Annotated in this window: 18 protein-coding genes; 5 read left to right on the plus strand and 13 right to left on the minus strand. The window is 70.8% G+C overall.

The features are described from left to right. Window positions 1-83: 83 nt before the first annotated feature. A complete protein-coding gene (locus ABZ318_RS13295) occupies window positions 84-848 on the minus strand; it encodes an MBL fold metallo-hydrolase (protein WP_356902580.1) in 765 nt (254 codons plus the stop codon). Between the two features lie 203 nt (window positions 849-1051). On the opposite strand from ABZ318_RS13295, the gene ABZ318_RS13300 reads away from it, so the two are divergent. Next, entirely contained in the window at window positions 1052-1528 is a 477-nt protein-coding gene (locus ABZ318_RS13300; protein WP_356902582.1) for a type II toxin-antitoxin system PemK/MazF family toxin, read from the plus strand. 188 nt (window positions 1529-1716) lie between these two features. Here the strand turns inward: ABZ318_RS13300 and ABZ318_RS13305 are convergent, their stop codons facing one another. From ABZ318_RS13305 to ABZ318_RS13320, 4 genes are all read right to left on the minus strand, one after another. Further along, window positions 1717-2667 carry a cysteine synthase gene (locus ABZ318_RS13305; protein WP_356902583.1) on the minus strand — a complete coding sequence of 317 codons (951 nt, stop codon included), beginning with the start codon at window positions 2665-2667 and terminating at the stop codon, window positions 1717-1719. A 5-nt stretch (window positions 2668-2672) separates the two neighbouring features. Then, the gene (locus ABZ318_RS13310; RefSeq protein WP_356902584.1) at window positions 2673-2951 is read right to left on the minus strand and encodes a MoaD/ThiS family protein; all 279 of its coding nucleotides are present in this window, start codon (window positions 2949-2951) and stop codon (window positions 2673-2675) included. A 91-nt stretch (window positions 2952-3042) separates the two neighbouring features. After that, complete coding sequence (locus tag ABZ318_RS13315) at window positions 3043-3159, minus strand: putative leader peptide (RefSeq protein ID WP_311319260.1); 117 nt, start codon at window positions 3157-3159, stop codon at window positions 3043-3045. Between the two features lie 115 nt (window positions 3160-3274). Then, window positions 3275-3913, minus strand: coding sequence for an HD domain-containing protein (locus ABZ318_RS13320; protein ID WP_356902585.1), 639 nt, complete (start codon window positions 3911-3913; stop codon window positions 3275-3277). A 72-nt stretch (window positions 3914-3985) separates the two neighbouring features. On the opposite strand from ABZ318_RS13320, the gene ABZ318_RS13325 reads away from it, so the two are divergent. Further along, window positions 3986-4984 carry a helix-turn-helix domain-containing protein gene (locus ABZ318_RS13325; RefSeq protein ID WP_356902586.1) on the plus strand — a complete coding sequence of 333 codons (999 nt, stop codon included), beginning with the start codon at window positions 3986-3988 and terminating at the stop codon, window positions 4982-4984. On the opposite strand, the gene ABZ318_RS13330 is transcribed toward ABZ318_RS13325, so the two are convergent. The 4 genes from ABZ318_RS13330 to clpS form a co-directional block, all read right to left on the minus strand. Next, entirely contained in the window at window positions 4921-5346 is a 426-nt protein-coding gene (locus ABZ318_RS13330) for a M67 family metallopeptidase (protein ID WP_030691591.1), read from the minus strand. The two genes, ABZ318_RS13325 and ABZ318_RS13330, sit on opposite strands and share 64 nt — an antisense overlap. Window positions 5347-5431: 85 nt before the next feature. Continuing rightward, complete coding sequence (locus tag ABZ318_RS13335) at window positions 5432-6868, minus strand: amino acid permease (RefSeq protein WP_356902587.1); 1437 nt, start codon at window positions 6866-6868, stop codon at window positions 5432-5434. A gap of 310 nt (window positions 6869-7178) precedes the next feature. Continuing rightward, on the minus strand, window positions 7179-7763 hold the full coding sequence (locus ABZ318_RS13340) for a DUF2017 domain-containing protein (RefSeq protein WP_123452737.1): 585 nt from the start codon (window positions 7761-7763) through the stop codon (window positions 7179-7181). Continuing rightward, window positions 7763-8068 carry an ATP-dependent Clp protease adapter ClpS gene (clpS, locus tag ABZ318_RS13345; RefSeq protein ID WP_041129438.1) on the minus strand — a complete coding sequence of 102 codons (306 nt, stop codon included), beginning with the start codon at window positions 8066-8068 and terminating at the stop codon, window positions 7763-7765. Before clpS ends, ABZ318_RS13340 begins: the two co-directional genes overlap by 1 nt. 126 nt (window positions 8069-8194) lie before the next feature. Here clpS and ABZ318_RS13350 point away from each other — a divergent pair, with 126 nt between their 5' ends. After that, the gene (locus ABZ318_RS13350; protein ID WP_356902588.1) at window positions 8195-9523 is read left to right on the plus strand and encodes a nicotinate phosphoribosyltransferase; all 1329 of its coding nucleotides are present in this window, start codon (window positions 8195-8197) and stop codon (window positions 9521-9523) included. A 100-nt stretch (window positions 9524-9623) separates the two neighbouring features. Beyond that, window positions 9624-10223: an isochorismatase family protein gene (locus ABZ318_RS13355; protein WP_356902590.1), complete on the plus strand. Its 600-nt coding sequence runs from the start codon at window positions 9624-9626 to the stop codon at window positions 10221-10223. A gap of 54 nt (window positions 10224-10277) precedes the next feature. Here ABZ318_RS13355 and ABZ318_RS13360 read toward each other — a convergent pair whose 3' ends face one another. Both ABZ318_RS13360 and ABZ318_RS13365 read right to left on the minus strand, forming a co-directional pair. Further along, window positions 10278-10580, minus strand: a complete 303-nt coding sequence (locus ABZ318_RS13360) for a hypothetical protein (RefSeq protein WP_356902591.1) — start codon at window positions 10578-10580, stop codon at window positions 10278-10280. Between the two features lie 121 nt (window positions 10581-10701). Continuing rightward, window positions 10702-13110, minus strand: coding sequence for an immune inhibitor A domain-containing protein (locus tag ABZ318_RS13365; RefSeq protein WP_356902592.1), 2409 nt, complete (start codon window positions 13108-13110; stop codon window positions 10702-10704). Window positions 13111-13438: 328 nt separating this feature from the next. Between ABZ318_RS13365 and ABZ318_RS13370 the strand changes: the two genes are divergently transcribed. Beyond that, complete coding sequence (locus ABZ318_RS13370; RefSeq protein WP_356902594.1) at window positions 13439-13696, plus strand: hypothetical protein; 258 nt, start codon at window positions 13439-13441, stop codon at window positions 13694-13696. A 30-nt stretch (window positions 13697-13726) separates the two neighbouring features. Here the strand turns inward: ABZ318_RS13370 and ABZ318_RS13375 are convergent, their stop codons facing one another. Then, entirely contained in the window at window positions 13727-14443 is a 717-nt protein-coding gene (locus ABZ318_RS13375; protein WP_356902595.1) for an RDD family protein, read from the minus strand. A 68-nt stretch (window positions 14444-14511) separates the two neighbouring features. Continuing rightward, entirely contained in the window at window positions 14512-16062 is a 1551-nt protein-coding gene (locus ABZ318_RS13380) for an RDD family protein (protein WP_356902596.1), read from the minus strand. Window positions 16063-16284 lie beyond the last annotated feature (222 nt).

The following is a 16284-nucleotide window of genomic DNA, read 5'->3' on the forward strand; positions in this document are numbered from 1 at the left end:
GTCGGCCCCGACGAGCGGCGGGCTGCCGAATGCGACACATTGTGAGCGCTAACAGAGACGTAACTCAAGGGGTCGCACGGGAGTTACCCGTTCTTAACCTCGTACACCGCGCCCGGTCTCGCCAGCTCCGACGGGCCCGTGTAGACCTCGCGGGCGTCCCGCAGGTTCCGCTCGCCGTCCGTCCACGGCGGGATGTGGGTGAGAACCAGGCGGCCGACCCCCGCCCGGGTCGCGTGGGCGCCGGCCTCCCGGCCGTTGAGGTGGAGGTCCGGGACGTCCTCCTTGCCGTGGGTGAAGGAGGCCTCGCAGAGGAAGAGGTCGGTGCCGTCGGCGAGGTCGTGCAGCGCGTCGCAGACCCCGGTGTCCCCGGAGTACGTGAGCGAACGGCCGCCGTGCTCGACCCGGATGCCGTACGCCTCGACCGGGTGGCACACCTTCTCCGTACGGACGGTGAACGGGCCGATCTCGAAGTTCCCGCCGGACTTCAGCGTGTGGAAGTCGAAGACCTCGCTCATCGAGGTGGCCGAGGGCGTGTCGGCGTACGCCGTGGTCAGCCGCTGCTCGGCGCCCTCCGGCGCGTAGACGGGGAGCGCGTCGCAGCGCCCGCCGTCGTGCCGGTAGTAGCGGGCGACGAAGTACCCGCACATGTCGATGCAGTGGTCCGCGTGCAGATGGCTGAGGAAGATCGCGTCGAGGTCGTACAGACCGATGTGGCGCTGCAGCTCGCCCAGGGCGCCGTTGCCCATGTCGAGGAGCAGCCGGAAGCCGTCGGCCTCGACGAGGTAGCTCGAACAGGCCGAGTCCGCGGACGGGAACGACCCGGAGCAGCCGACGACGGTGAGCTTCATGGAGCGAGAACCTCCGTGGACGGGTGCGGGAAAGCGCGCTGGGGGAGGGGAGGCTGTGCGGTCTGTCGAGCGTAAGGCGCACCCGGGCCCACCGCTCCTTCGTGGTGGCCCGTTGTGGGCGAACTCACGGGCTCTGTCACCGGTTCGGATGGATGGCGGGGCGCGGCGGCGGGGTGGGGCGCGCACCGGTACCTTCTTGAGGTATGGACACGTCGTGGTGGCCCGCGCTGGTCGCGGTCGTGGTGATCGCACTGGTGGTGGCGCTCGCCGACCGGTGGAAGCGGTCGGGGCGGAGGCCCGCGGGCCGGGTACGGCCTCCGGCGCGGCCTGCGCCGCGGGGGCGGGTGCCGCGCGGGCGGCTGCCGGAGCGGTTGCCTCGGGCCGGTGAGATCTGGTGGGCCGACGTGCCGTACGAGGACGGTCCGGGCTCCAAGGACCGTCCGTGTCTGGTCCTCGCGCTGCGCGGCGACAACGCGCTGGTCGCCAAGATCACCAGCAAGTACCACGACGAGCGGCCGGGGGTGATCGCGCTGCCGCCCGGTTCGGTGGGTGACGCGCAGGGGCGGCCCAGTTTCCTGGAGACGGACGAGCTGCGGGACGTGCCGGTGTGGGAGTTCCGGCGGAGAGTGGGAGAGGCGGACCCGGTCGTGTGGGACCAGGTCCGCCATCTCGCGCACTAGGGGGTGTCTTGCCGATCAGGCCGGGCTCGCGACGCCTGGCACCGCGCCTCGCCGCGTTGTCGTCGGTCGCCGACGCTCCGCGTCGACTCCCTCCTCCGCCTTGCGATGCACGGCACCAGACGCCGCTCCCTGATCCGGCCTGATCGGCAAGACACCCCCTAGCGGTCTGCGGGTTCGGGCGCGGAAGCCTAGGCCCAGAGCTGGCCCTGGACCGTCTCGATCGCCTCTTCCGTCGTCTTGGCCGTGTAGAGGCCCGTCGACAGGTACTTCCAGCCGCCGTCCGCGACGACGAAGGCGATGTCGGCGGACTCGCCCGCCTTGAGCGCCTTCTTGCCGACGCCGATGGCCGCGTGCAGGGCGGCACCGGTGGAGACGCCCGCGAAGATGCCCTCCTGCTGGAGGAGTTCGCGGGTGCGGGTGACGGCGTCGGCGGAGCCGACCGAGAAGCGGGTGGTGAGGACGGAGGCGTCGTACAGCTCGGGCACGAAGCCCTCGTCGAGGTTGCGCAGGCCGTAGACGAGGTCGTCGTAGCGCGGTTCGGCGGCGACGATCTTGACGTCGGGCTTGTGCTCGCGGAGGTAGCGGCCGACGCCCATCAGCGTCCCCGTCGTGCCGAGGCCGGCGACGAAGTGGGTGATGGAGGGGAGGTCGGCGAGGATCTCGGGGCCGGTGGTGGCGTAGTGGGCGCCCGCGTTGTCCGGGTTGCCGTACTGGTAGAGCATCACCCAGTCGGGGTGCTGCTCGGAGAGCTCCTTGGCCACCCGTACGGCCGTGTTGGATCCGCCAGCGGCGGGGGACGAGATGATCTCGGCGCCCCACATGGCGAGCAGCTGGCGGCGCTCCTCGCTGGTGTTCTCGGGCATGACGCAGACGATGCGGTAGCCCTTGAGCTTGGCGGCCATGGCGAGGGAGATGCCGGTGTTGCCGCTGGTCGGCTCCAGGATGGTGCAGCCGGGGGTGAGGCGGCCGTCCTTCTCCGCCTGCTCGATCATGTGGAGCGCGGGGCGGTCCTTGACCGAGCCGGTGGGGTTGCGGTCCTCCAGCTTCGCCCAGATGCGGACGTCGTCCGAGGGCGAGAGCCGGGGGAGGCGGACCAGCGGCGTGTTGCCGACCGCGGCCAGCGAGGAGTCGTAACGCATGTGGATCAGACCATGCCGCCGGCGACGGCCGGCAGGATCGTGACGTTGTCGCCGTCGGTGAGCTTGGTGTCGATGCCGTCGAGGAAGCGGACGTCCTCGTCGTTCAGGTAGACGTTGACGAAGCGGCGGAGCTTGCCGTCGTCGACGATGCGCGCCTCGATCCCGTTGTGGCGGGTCTCCAGGTCGGCGAAGAGCTCGGCGAGGGTCCCGCCCTTGCCCTCGACGGCCTTCTCGCCGTCGGTGTAGGTGCGGAGGATGGTCGGGATGCGGACCTCGATGGCCATGGCGTGGGCTCCTGTCGGAAGTGGCGTGATGGGCGCGCTGCTGTGGCCCCGCGCGGAGGGGGTCGTACGGTGAAGTGCGCTCAGCCGTCGTTCAGAGCGCAGCGCGGGTCGTACACATCGCGCTGGTGAGGCGGCACAGGTCGACGTGCAGGCGTGCCACGAGCAGGGTGGTGCTCGGAGTCTCTTCGCTCACGTCGTGGGAAACCATGGGCTCATCGTATCGATTCCCGGTCCGGGTTCCGGAATGTGATCTCACATCGTGGATACTTTCCGACCGACTGGCGGACCACACAAGTGGAGGGCGTCCTTCACTCGGGCCGCCTTCACTCGGGCCAGGCGGAGTCCCGGATCGTCGTCACGAAGTCCCCGGGGACGAATCCGGGCACGAAATGCCGCAGGACGTCGGCCTTGACGTTGCCGAAGGTGGTGTCCGGCTTGGGCGAGATGCCCTCCGCGAAGGCCGCCAGGATGCGGCGCTTGAAGTCGGGGCGGGGGTGGGCGGCGACGATCGCGGCGCGGTCCCCGGGGGTGACGGCGGTGGGGTCCTCGTAGCCGATGCCGAGGACGTCGTACTCGACGCCGGCGGTGACGAGGGCGACCTCGGGCTCCATGAACGCGGGGATGCCGGGGGTGGTGTGGAGGGCGATCGCGGTCCAGACGCGGCGGACGGCGTCCTCGTCGGCGCCGTGGGAGCGGAGGAAGGCGGCGGCCTCCTCGGCTCCGTCGACCTCGAAGCGGCGGCCGCTGGTCCGGTGCGCCTCGCCGAGGCCGAGGTCGTGGAACATGGCGCCGACGTAGAGGAGTTCGGGGTCGAAGGCGAGGCCGCGGGCGCGGCCCTGGAGGGCGCCGAAGAGGTAGACGCGGCGGGAGTGGTCGTAGATCAGCTCGCTCGCCGTGTCGCGGACGAGTTCGGTGGCGGCGGTGGCGAGCTTGCTGTCGGGGACGAGCGTCATCGGGTTCATGGGGCAAGCCTCGCCGTCGGGGCCGTGGGCCCGCCATGTCCTCGGAGACAGGCATCCCACAGAATCGGACACATGACGACGACGCACGACGTGTGGGTGTTCGCCTTCGACGGGGTCCGGCTGCTCGACGTGTCCGCGCCTCTGGAGGTGTTCTCGACGGCCGGGTCCGGCTACGAGGTGCGGGTGTGCACGCCGGACGGGCGGGGCGTACGGACCTCGTGCGGGCTGCGGATCGGCGCGGACCGCGCGGCCGGGGAGGTGCCGGGCGCGGACACGCTGATCGTCCCGGGGGCGGTGGACGTGGAGCGGTGCGTGGCGGTCGCCCCGGAGGTGGCGGGGCTCGCGGCGCGGTCGGGCCGGGTGGCGTCCGTGTGCACGGGGGCGTTCGCACTCGCGGCGGCGGGGCTGCTCGACGGGCGCCGGGCGGCGACCCACTGGGAGCACGCGGAGGCCCTCGCCCGGCGGTATCCGGCGGTCGGGGTGAGCGCGGACGCGATCCACGTACGGGACGGGGAGGTGTGGTCCTCGGCGGGGGTGACGGCCGGGATCGACCTGTGCCTGGCGCTCGTGGAGGAGGACCGGGGGCCGGAGGCGGCCCGGGCGGTGGCGCGGGACCTGGTGGTGTTCCTCCAGCGGCCGGGCGGGCAGTCGCAGTTCTCGGCGGCCTCGCGCACTCCCCCGACCCGGCACCCGGTGGTGCGCCCGCTCCTGGACGCGGTCGCGGCGGATCCGGCGGCCGACCACAGCGCGTCGGCGCTGGCGCGTCGGGCGGGGATGAGCGCCCGGCATCTGGCGCGGCTGTTCCGCGAGCAGGTCGGGGCGACGCCGGCGGGGTACGTGGAGCGGGTACGGGTGGAGGCGGCGCGGATGCTGCTCGAGGGCGGGGCGAGCGTGACGGGGGCGGCGGCGCGGAGCGGGCTCGGCAGTGACGAGAGCCTGCGGAGGGCGTTCGCCCGGCACGTCGGGGTGACGCCCTCCGCCTATGTCGCGCGCTTCCGGACGACGTCTTACTCGTACGCCTCGACGACCTTGACCTCTTCCTCGGTCACGACGCCGTCGACGATCGAGTAGGAGCGGAACTGGAAGGGGCCGGCGCCGTCGGTGTCGGCGGTGGAGACGAGGACGTAGTGGGCGTTCGGCTCGTTCGCGTACGAGATGTCCGTGCGGGACGGGTAGGCCTCGGTCGCGGTGTGCGAGTGGTAGACGATGACGGGCTCCTCGTCCCGGTCGTCCATGTCGCGGTAGAGCTTGAGCAGGTCCCCGGAGTCGAACTCGTAGAAGGTGGGCGAGCGGGCGGCGTTGAGCATCGGGATGAACCGCTCGGGGCGTCCGCTGCCGACGGGGCCCGCGACCACGCCGCAGGCCTCGTCGGGGTGGTCCGCGCGGGAGTGCTCCACGATCTGGTCGTACAGGGCCTGGGTGATGGTCAGCATGCCGACAGGATAAGCAGACGGGCCGCTCCGTACCGAGGTTTGGTACGGAGCGGCCCGGATGCTGAGACCTTGCAGGTCAGGAGGGTCAGGAGCGCTTGGCGAAGGCCGCGCCCTGGGGGTTGCGGGCCTTGAGGACCAGGTAGGAGACGGCGAGGATCAGACCCCAGACCGGAGCGCCGTACAGCGCGACCCGGTTGTCCGCGTCCATGCCCATGGTCACGACGACCATGCCGATGAAGGCGAGCGAGAAGACGCTGAACCAGATGCCGCCGGGCGCCTTGAACGGCGACTGCGGGAGTTCGCCGCGGTCGGCCTTGAGCCGGTAGCGGATCTGGCAGATCAGGATGACGATCCAGGCCCACATGCCGGAGATGGTGGCGAAGGAGACGACGTAGTTGAACGCCTCGCCGGGCCACTGGTAGTTGACCCAGACGCCGACCATCATCAGCGCGGCCGAGACGGTGGTGCCGACCAGCGGGGTGCCGGACTTCGTCAGCCTGGTGAAGACCTTCGGGCCCTGGCCGTTGAGCGCGAGGTCGCGCAGCATGCGGCCGGTGGAGTACATGCCCGAGTTGCAGGAGGACAGGGCCGCCGTGAGGACGACGAAGTTGACGATCGCGGCGCCGACGCCGAGGCCCATCTTCTCGAAGGCCGCGACGAACGGGCTGACGCCCGGCTTGAACTCGGTCCACGGGACGACCGACAGGATCATGATCAGCGCGCCGACGTAGAAGACGGCGATGCGCCACGGCACGGTGTTGATCGCCTTCGGCAGGACCGTCTTGGGGTCCTTCGACTCGCCCGCCGTCACGCCGACCAGCTCGACCGCGAGGAACGCGAACATGACCATCTGGAGGGTCATCAGGGTCGAGCCGATGCCGTTCTCCCCGGCGAAGAAGCCGCCGAGGTCCCACAGGTGGGTGACGGAGGCGGTGTCGCCGGCGTCGGAGAAGCCGAGGGTGAGGATGCCGGCGCAGATCAGGATCATGCCGACGATCGCGGTGACCTTGACCATGGAGAACCAGAACTCCAGCTCACCGAAGAGCTTCACGGAGATCAGGTTGGCGGCGTAGAGGATCACGGTGAAGACGAGGGCGGAGAGCCACTGCGGGATGTCCCACCAGTACGTCATGTAGGTGGCCGCGGCGGTGACCTCGGTGATGCCGGTGACGACCCAGAAGAGCCAGTACGTCCAGCCGGTCGCGAAGCCCGCGAAGGGGCCGATGAACTCGCGGGCGTACTCCGAGAAGGAGCCCGACACCGGGCGGTACATGAGGAGCTCGCCGAGCGCCCGCATGATGAAGAAGATGACGAGGCCCGCGATGGCGTAGGCGAGGATCAGGCTGGGTCCCGCGATGGAGATGCCCTTGCCCGCGCCGAGGAAGAGCCCGGTGCCGATGGCGCCGCCGATCGCGATCATCTGGATCTGGCGGGCGCCGAGTGCCCGGTGGTAACCCTCGCCCGAGGCGGGGTCCGCGGCCTCATTGCCGTCGTGCTGCTTGTCGACCTGCACTGAGGTCATGGTGGTGCGCCTTTCTCCATGCTGATCCGCGCGACTGCGAGTGCGTCTGCCGCGGATCAGATCCTGATCCCCCCGGATGTGGATGGAGTGCTACCGGCGGTCAGCCGGCCCAAGCGCCCTCGGGGACAGGGGTGGCGTGCCCGAGTGGTCGTGAAGATTTATCACGGCGTGGGGGGTGATCGACGGAGTTGGGTGTGGCGCACACCACAAAAAAATACGGACATAGAGGACGCAAGATGGCCAGGCGGACGCTCTGATAACGCATTCGTTATCCGGATTTGAGCGTCCGCTGAGCGAACACCCCGCGAACTCAGACCGTCAGGGTCCCGACGAGGGACTCCTGGAGCGCCCCCAGCCAGAGGTACGCCATCACCATCGGCTTGCGCGGATCGGAGTCCGGCAGCCGGTACAGCTGCTCGCTGTCCTCGTCGTCCGTGACCTCCAGGCGGGTGCCGATGGTCAGCCGGAGGTCGTTGAGCGCGCCCAGCCAGGACCGGGACTCGTCCGGGGTGAGCTTCAGGACCGCGCCGCCCTCCCCCGCCGCCTCGGCGGAGAGGGAGTCCAGGGCGCGCACGACCGCGAGGGCGTCCTCGCGCTTGCGGGCCCGCAGGTCGTTCTCGGTGTAGCGGCGGAAGTCGGACGCGGCCGCCCGCAGCTCCTCGCTGTCGTCCCCGTACGCGTCGGGGAAGAGGCGCCGGAGGGCGGGGTCGGACGGCGGCTCGCTCGGCCCCTCGGCGAAGAGCGCGGCCAGCGGGTCCTCGTCCGCGGCGGGCTCGTCGCCCGGGCCGATCAGCTCCATGAGCTGGACGGCGAGGGAGCGGAGGATGGAGATCTCGACGTCGTCGAGCGCCACGGCCGCGCCGCCGCCCGGAAGGGCCTCGAACTGCCCGGCCATCAGAAGCGGTCCTGGGAGAGCGTCGCCCACAGGCCGTAGCCGTGCATCGCCTGCACGTCCCGTTCCATCTCCTCGCGGGTGCCGCTGGAGACCACCGCGCGGCCCTTGTTGTGCACGTCGAGCATCAGCTTGTGCGCCTTGTCCTTGGAGTATCCGAAGTACGACTGGAAGACGTACTCCACATAGCTCATCAGGTTGACCGGATCGTTGTGCACGAGGGTCACCCAGGGCACGTCGGGTTCGACGACCGCGGAGACCTCCTCGGCCGATTCCGTACGTTCGATCTCAATAGGCGCGACGCTCACTCACCCCATGTTGTCACCCCTGGGGGGCGGTCGCGCAAACGGGGCGCGCCCATGGGCCCCCCAACAGGGCACGCCCCCGGACCCACTATTCGTCACTCTGACGATTTCTGCGCTAGCATCGCTGACATGAACGCTGCGGACCTTGGGCTGCCGGTGGACGTGCCGTCGACCGCGCTCTTCACCGATCAGTACGAGCTGACCATGCTCCAGGCGGCCCTGCGGGCCGGCACCGCCGACCGGCGCTCCGTCTTCGAGGTCTTCACCCGGCGGCTGCCCGAGGGGCGGCGCTACGGCGTCCTCGCGGGCGTCGGCCGGGTCCTGGACGCCGTCGAGAACTTCCGGTTCGACCCCGCCGTCCTGGGCTTCCTGCGGGAACGCTCCATCGTCGACGAGCCGACCCTGGAATGGCTCGCCCGCTACCGCTTCTCCGGCGACATCTGGGGCTACCCCGAGGGCGAGGTGTACTTCCCCGGCTCCCCCGTGCTGCGCGTCGAGGGCTCCTTCGCGGAGTGCGTGCTCCTGGAGACCGTGATCCTCTCGATCCTCAACCACGACTCGGCCATCGCGGCCGCCGCCTCCCGCATGTCGGCCGCCGCCGGCGGACGGCGCCTGATCGAGATGGGCGCCCGCCGCACCCACGAGCTGGCGGCCGTCGCCGCCTCCCGCGCCGCCTACGTCGGCGGCTTCGACTCCACCTCCGACCTCGCGGCCGGCTTCCGCTACGGCATCCCGACCGTCGGCACCTCCGCCCACGCCTTCACCCTGCTCCACGACAGCGAGCGGGACGCCTTCCGGGCCCAGGTGGAGACCCTGGGACGCGGCACGACCCTGCTCGTCGACACGTACGACGTGGCCGAGGCCGTCCGCGCCGCCGTCGAGATCGCCGGACCCGAGCTGGGGGCCGTACGGATCGACTCCGGCGACCTGCTGCTCGTCGCCCACCGGGTGCGGGCCCAGCTCGACGAGCTGGGCGCCCGGGACACCAGGATCGTGGTCACCTCGGACCTCGACGAGTACGCCATCGCCTCGCTCGCGGCGGCCCCGGTCGACGCGTACGGGGTGGGCACGCAGCTGGTCACCGGCAGCGGCCACCCGACCTGCTCCATGGTCTACAAGCTGGTCGCCCGGGCCGCCTCGGCCGACCCGAAGGCGCCCCTGGTGCCGGTGGCCAAGAAGTCGCTGGGCGGCAAGGCCTCCGTCGGCGGCCGCAAGTGGGCGGCGCGCCGGCCCGACGCGGCCGGGGTCGCCGAGGCGGAGGTCGTGGGCACCGGCCCGGTCCCGCCGGAGCTCGCCGACCACCAGCTGCTCGTCGAGCTGGTCAAGGGCGGCGAGGTGGTGGCCCGGGAGCCCCTGGAGACCGCCAGGTCGCGGCACATCGCGGCCCGGGCGGGGCTGCCGATGTCGGCGATGCAGCTGTCGCGCGGCGAGCCGGTCCTGCCGACCGAGTACGCCTGACCCCGTACGCACAGGAGTCCTCGGTGACGCCCCCTCCCGCCGGGAGGGGGAAGTCTCTAGGCTCGAAGAATTCCCTCCCGACCCGCTAAGGACACCCGCCATGCACCGCGCATTGATCGTTGTGGACGTTCAGAACGACTTCTGCGAGGGCGGCAGCCTCGCGGTGACCGGCGGCGCGGACGTCGCCGCCGCCATCACCGACCTGGTGGGCCAGACGGCGGGCACCTCCTACCGGCACGTCGTCGCCACCCGCGACCACCACGTCGACCCGGGCGAGCACTTCGCCCCGGCCGGCGAGGAGCCGGACTACGCGTCCTCCTGGCCGGTGCACTGCGTGGCCGGCACGGAGGGCGTCGGCTTCCACCCGAACTTCGCGCCCGCCGTCGCGAGCGGGGCGATCGACGCCGTCTTCGACAAGGGCGCGTACTCGGCGGCGTACAGCGGCTTCGAGGGGCTCGACGAGAACGGGGAGACGCTCGCGGAGTGGCTGCGCTCCCGGGACGTCACCGAGGTCGACGTGGTCGGCATCGCCACCGACCACTGCGTCCGGGCCACGGCCCTGGACGCGGCGCGGGAGGGCTTCCGGACCCACGTCCTGCTCGACCTGACGGCCGGCGTGGCCGAGGAGACCACGGGGCGGGCCCTGGAGGAGCTCCGGGCGGCGGGCGTCCGGCTGACGGGCAAGCCGGTCGTCGCGTAGCGCTGCGCGAGCCGGTCGTGGCGCAGGGCTACGCAAGCCGGTCGTCGCGTAGGGCTACGCGGCGGGCGCCTTCGGGAGGGTCCGTACGGGGTGCCACAGCTCGTGGACGGTGCTGCGCCACAGCAGGCCGTCCGGGTGGTGCAGGACCGCGGTGACCTCGTCCGGGGTGGGCGGCTCGGAGTTGCCGCGGAGGTAGACCGCCCGCAGCCCCAGGTTCCGCAGCCGGGTCAGGGCGCGGGCGCGGTTGGCGGCGTGGACCAGGAAGCGGACGGTGACGCCGTCGCCGGCCGGGCTGGGCAGCCCTATGGCGACCACCACACTGCCTCCCGGCAGTTTGCAGAACCCTCCGTTGGGCATGCGGAACCACTCCCCCGTGGATCGGATGTCAATAAGAACTGGTCAGACGCACCTAAACACGAACGGCCGCCGCCCGCTAGAGGGCGACGGCCGATCATGCTTTGACCTGCGGTTTTGCTAATTACTTGGTCGAGGGACCGACCTGAACCGTGATCGTCTGGCCATCCTTCGGCTCCTTGACGACCTGGATCTTGGTGTTGGTGTCAGTTACCTGGACACCGGCGAGCGGGGTCTCGGCGAACCAGTAGACGCCCTTGCGGTCGTCGAAGACCGGGTTGCCGGCCTGGGACGGGACCCAGGTGGCGACGCCCTTGTTGTGCAGCTGGAAGCCGTCCGTGCGGGAGAGGCTGAACGGCGAGTCGTACGCCTGGACGCGGTTGCGCATCAGGGTGCCGTCCGACCACTTCAGCGGGCTCGGGTGGGCGTCGATCGGGAGGACCCGACCCACACCGGGGTGCTGGGAGGTGTTGTTGTCCTTCTGGGACAGGTCCCACTTCCAGATGAGCAGACCGTTCTGGTACGGGTAGTGCTCGACCCAGCCGGCCTTGTCACCCGTGAAACCGAAGTTGTACGGGCCGACCTTGAGGGTCGAGTCGTACGAGACGTACTGGCGGTTCTCCGCGATGTAGTACTGCTCGTACTCCTTCGTGAAGCCCTTGCCGATCCGCGAGAAGCCCTTCGCGGTCCAGCCGTTGTCACCGTTCTCGGCGTTGTCCGAGAAGACGGCGGCACCGTCGGCGGTCAGCGTGATGGCGTCGGCGGTGAAGCCCTTGCCGCCCGCGCCGCCGTCCGTCTGGTAGCGGAAGCGGAGGTCGAACTTCTTGCCCGCGAACGCGTTCAGGTCGTAGACGAGCTTCTTGTGCGTGCCGGAGACGTCGGTCAGCGCCGGGGCGCCGGAGGCGTCCTTCGGGATGGCCACGCCGTCGGCGGTGCCGTTCAGCGCCGTCCAGTTGGCGCCGCCGTCCGTCGACGCCTCGGCGTAGAGGTAGTCGTAGTCCAGCTCGATGTCGTACCAGCCCTGGAGCTCCAGGGAGGCCGAGGTCTTGCCGGTCAGGTCGACGGAGCGGGTGAGGGTGTTCTTGAGGTCGTCACCCATGTTGCTCCACCACTGGGTGGCGCCCTCGGCGGGAGCCACGACGTCGGTGGGAACGACCTTCTTCGGCAGCTCGACGACGAGCGCCTGGGGGTTCTTCGTGTTGTACTCCGAGACGCCCAGCTTGTGGGTCGTCTTGGTGGCGCGCTGCCAGTCGTTGACCTTGGCGTAGTTCAGCCAGCCGAGCTGGAGCTTGTCCCAGGCGGTCATGTCGCCGGGCATGTCACCGATGGAGTCCTTGCCCTGGCCGAGCCAGGAACCGGACGACATCAGGGTCCAGAAGCCGGTGGAGTTCTCGCCGCCGGAGGTGTCGTAGTGGTCCGGCAGACCGAGGTCGTGGCCGTACTCGTGCGCGAAGACGCCGAGGCCGCCGTTCTCCGGCTGCATCGTGTAGTCGCCAACCCAGATGCCGGTGTCACCGATCGGGGTGCCGCCGGCCTTGTTGTTCGCGGGGCCGGTCTTGCCCGCGTTGGTGCCGTAGGCGTACCAGCGGTGGGCCCACAGGGCGTTCTTGCCCTCGGCGCCGCCGCCGGCCGACTCGTCCTCGCCCGCGTGCACGAGCTGGAAGTGGTCGATGTAGCCGTCGGGCTCGTTGAAGTTGCCGTCGCCGTCGAAGTCGTAACGGTCCCACTGGTCGTACGTGGCCAGCTGGGCCTTGATCTGGGCGTCGGTCTGGCCCTTGGCCTTCTGGTCGGCGACCCAGGCGTTGAGACCGTCGCGGACGGTGTCCCAGACGTTGGCGCAGTTGGTCTGGCCGCAGTAGTTCGAGCCGTAACGGGCCTCGTTGTACGGGACCTTGACCCAGTCGGAGACCGCGCCGTCGACCGAGTAGCGGCCGGACGAGGTGCGCTCGTAGAACGTCTTCAGGGACTGCTTCTGCTTGCCCTTGGCGTCCTTGCCGGTACCGAAGTACAGGTCCTGGAAGTGCTGCTGGTTGTAGTCCGCCTGCCAGGCCGTGGAGTTGTCGTTCGCACGGTCCGGCTGAGCTATGCGGTTGTGCAGCGGGCCGGGCTCGCCACCGTACTTCGGCTTGAGCTCGGTGGTGTCGTCGTCCTTGCGGTCGACCAGGGTGGTGTTGTCCACCTGGTCGCCGAACTCGACGAGGATCGTGAAGATCTTGTCGGTCTTCTCGCGGCCCAGCTCGACGTACTTCTTCGCGCCGAGCTTGACGACCTGCGAGCCGCCCCGGTTCTCGACCTTGGACTCGCCGTTGAGCACCTGCTCCAGGGCAGCCTTGCGCTGCTGCTCCTGCTGCTCGCTGAACGGGCCGTCGAGGTCGTGGTCGACCGCCGTCTTGTCGACGGTCTGGATGCCGGCCGGCGTCACGCTGCCGTGGTTGTCGGCCCAGGCGGTGGTGAAGGTCGAGGCGGTGGCGGCGGTAGCCGCGAGCGCCACGACGACTGCGGACGCTCTGATCGCCCGTCGTCTGTTGGTCACTTGGTGTTGTCCTCCCCGGCGCCCACGCCCTCGGACCGAAGGTGGGGTGTCCGTCCGGCGGGGGTCGCGCGTCACAAGTGACGACATTCGACCGGAGTGGGGCGAGAAAAGACAGATCTTGACTTGCACGGGTCAACTGCACTATGCAGGATCGATTTTCCGATTATCGAACACTCAGCGGGCGCACGGTGAAGGAAGATTGACGATTCCGTGACCCCGTGCGCCCCCCGTGCACCGGCACCGTGGGTAAGGTCACGCTTACCTGTCGCACCCTCCGGGCATCCACCGTCGTAGAGTCGAACCGAAGTCTCGAGGGGCGGTACCCGTCATGCAGCGTCCGAACGCCGCACAGCTCACCTACGGTTCGGCCACCGTCGTCCTCTCGACCGTCGCCCTGCTGCTGCTCTCCGGTACCACGACGACCCTGGGCATCGCGGTGATCTGTACCGCAGGCCTGCTGCTCGGCACTCTCGTGGCGGTGACGATGCCGGTACGCGGGCGGCCCGTCAACACCCCCGTGGACGAAGAGATCCGGGTGCCGGCCCAGCGCGTGGGCGCGGGGGCCGATACCCGGATCGGTTCGTAATACTTCGTCCGTATTGCTGTGTTGTCGTCCCTACTGGGGGACGGTGACGACGACCGTCTTCGCCGCCTTGTCGTGCAGACCCTGCTTGTACGGCTTGTCGACCACGATCAGGATCAGGATCAGCAGCGGCCACAGGCAGGCGCAGCAGATCAGCGCGGGAAGCCAGAGCACGACGGCGCGCAACAGCGACTGGCTCATCGGCGGCGTCGTCCCGTCGTTGAGCATCGCGACCCGCAGCTTCATCAGCCTCTTGCCGATGGTCTGGCCGTTCTTGGCCGTCAGCACGGTGTCGTACGCGACGTAGGCGACGATCGTGATGATCTGGAAGACGAGCTGGCTGCCGCCGTTGAGGCTGTTGACCGTGTCCCCGAAGTCGTTGCCGTCCCGGGTCGCCCGTTGGTAGATGTCGAAGGGGATGCCGATGATCGCGAGCGGCACCGCGATGATCACCCAGTCGATCAGCCGGGCGAGGACGCGCCGGCCCGTCTCCGCGAGCGGCGGCATCCCGGAGAGCGGATCGTTTCCGCCGTAACCGCCGCCGTAAGGACTGCCGTACGGAGGCGGGGGCGGGGGCATGTCGTCGTACGGGGAGCCGCCGCCGTACGGGGAGTCGTACGGGCTCCCCGGCGGAGGTCCTCCCGGGGGCGGCCCCGACGGCGGCGGACCGCCCGGCGGCGGCTCCGGAGGCCTCTTGCTGAAGGGGTCGTCCTCGGGCGGCTGGCCGGGCGGCGGCTGGTCGGTGCTCATGGGGGCAGTGCATCCCGGGCGGGACGGCCCCGCAAGGATTCACCGCCCGTTCGAGGGACGGCGCTCGCTCAGCGCGCGACGAAGGTGCGGGCCGCCTTGTCGTGCCAGCACTGGCGCCAGGGGCGGTCGAAGAGACACCACAGGACGTTGACGACCCCGATGGCCAGGAGTCCCAGGACGCTGTAGACGAGCCAGCGGCGGAGCGCCTTCCCGAACGTCGGCGGCTCGTGCGCCTCGATGTCCCGCACCTCGATCCCGCACAGCTTCTTGCCCAGGGTGCGGCCCCACTTGGCGGTGGGCAGCGCCTCGTACAGGACGCCGAGGACGAACAGCGAGGCGAGCGCGATGCCGAACTGGACGGAGGTCGTGGAGTCGAGCAGCCAGACCTGGACGGTGGTGCCGGACTGCCTGGCCGCCTCGATCTTGCCCTCGATGTGGTCGACGGCCGCGGTCACGAAGGGCATGGAGGCCGCGCCGACCAGCGCGCCCAGGACGACGCTGTCGATCAGCCGGGCGACCAGCCGCCTGCCGAGCCCGGCGGGGCGCGCGGCGGCCTGCGCACGGGCCGCCTGCTGGAACACGTCCTCGACGGGCGGCTTCCACGGGAGGACGGGCTGCTGCTCCTGGGGCTGGACCTGGGCCTGCGGCTGCTGCTGGCCCCAGGAGGGGGTGGCCGGCGCCGTCGGTGCGGGGGCCGGGGCCGGGGCCGCAGCGGCGGGGGCCGGGGCCGTCGGTGCGGGGGCCGGGGCCGGTTGGGGCTGAGGCTGGGGCTGGGGCTGAGGTGCCGGGGAGGGCGTCGGGATCGGGGTGACCGGCATGCCTCCGAGGCGCGCCGCTCCCCCGGTCGCCCGGGGATCGACGGCGGGCGTCGGGGCGGGGGACGCCGAGGCGGCGGATGCCGGGGCGGTGGGCGTCGGGGCGGGGGACGCCTGGGCGGGGGACGCCTGGGCGGGGGGCCGCTCCTCCTCCGGCTCGCTCCCGCCCGCGACCGGCCACTCGGCCGGGGTACGGGGGTCGGGCGTGCGGGGCGTGCCCCAGGAGACCTTCTGGTCGAGGTCGCCACCGAAGCCGGTCTGACGGGAGGAGTCCGCCTGCCAGGCCGACGCGGGCTCCGGCGCGAGCGGCTCCTCGTCGAGGAAGACGGGCCCGGTCTCCTCCACCGTGGGTACGGGGGCGGAGGCGGGCGTGGATGCGAGGGGCTGCGCCTGGGCGGGCACGTGCGCGGAGGCCTGCACCTGCGCGGGGGCCACGGCGGACGCGGCGGACTGAACGGGCGCGGCGGACTGAACGGCCGCAGCCGGATGCGCGGGCGCGGCGGACTGAACGGCCGCAGCCGGATGCGCGGGCGCGGCCGACTGGACGGGCGCCGCCGACTGCGCGGGCGTGGCGGTCGCCGGTGACACGGCCGGGGCCGGGGCCGGGCTGGAGGCCAGGATGGGACCGGCCGGGATCGCCGAGGCGGGCGGGTGCGGCGGAACCTCGCCGTCCGCGGGGGCGGGCCGGCTCGTGCCGGGCACCCACGCACCCCCGTTCCAGTACCGGATGTATCCGGGAATGGACGGGTCCGGGTAGTACCCCGCCTGCGGTACCTCTCCGCCGCCTCCAGGAGGAGTAGCCACTGCCCCGACTCCGTTCAGTCACAACGCCTTTGATCCGCACGGCAGCGCGCCGGGCGTGCCGCACCCAAGGAGGACAGTAACGAAGAACGTCCCCGAGGGAACAAAGAGCCCACGATAAAGCCCGCCTTCGGGGGGACGCGCACCGGAATCGATCACTCCCCGTGATGTTCGGGCCGTTGCATCCTGCCCGGCGGACCTCCCGGAAAAACTTCCCGAAAAAAC

Origin of the sequence: Streptomyces sp. NPDC006197, from assembly GCF_040613865.1 — a bacterium.
In the GTDB taxonomy this organism is placed as follows: Bacteria; Actinomycetota; Actinomycetes; order Streptomycetales; family Streptomycetaceae; genus Streptomyces.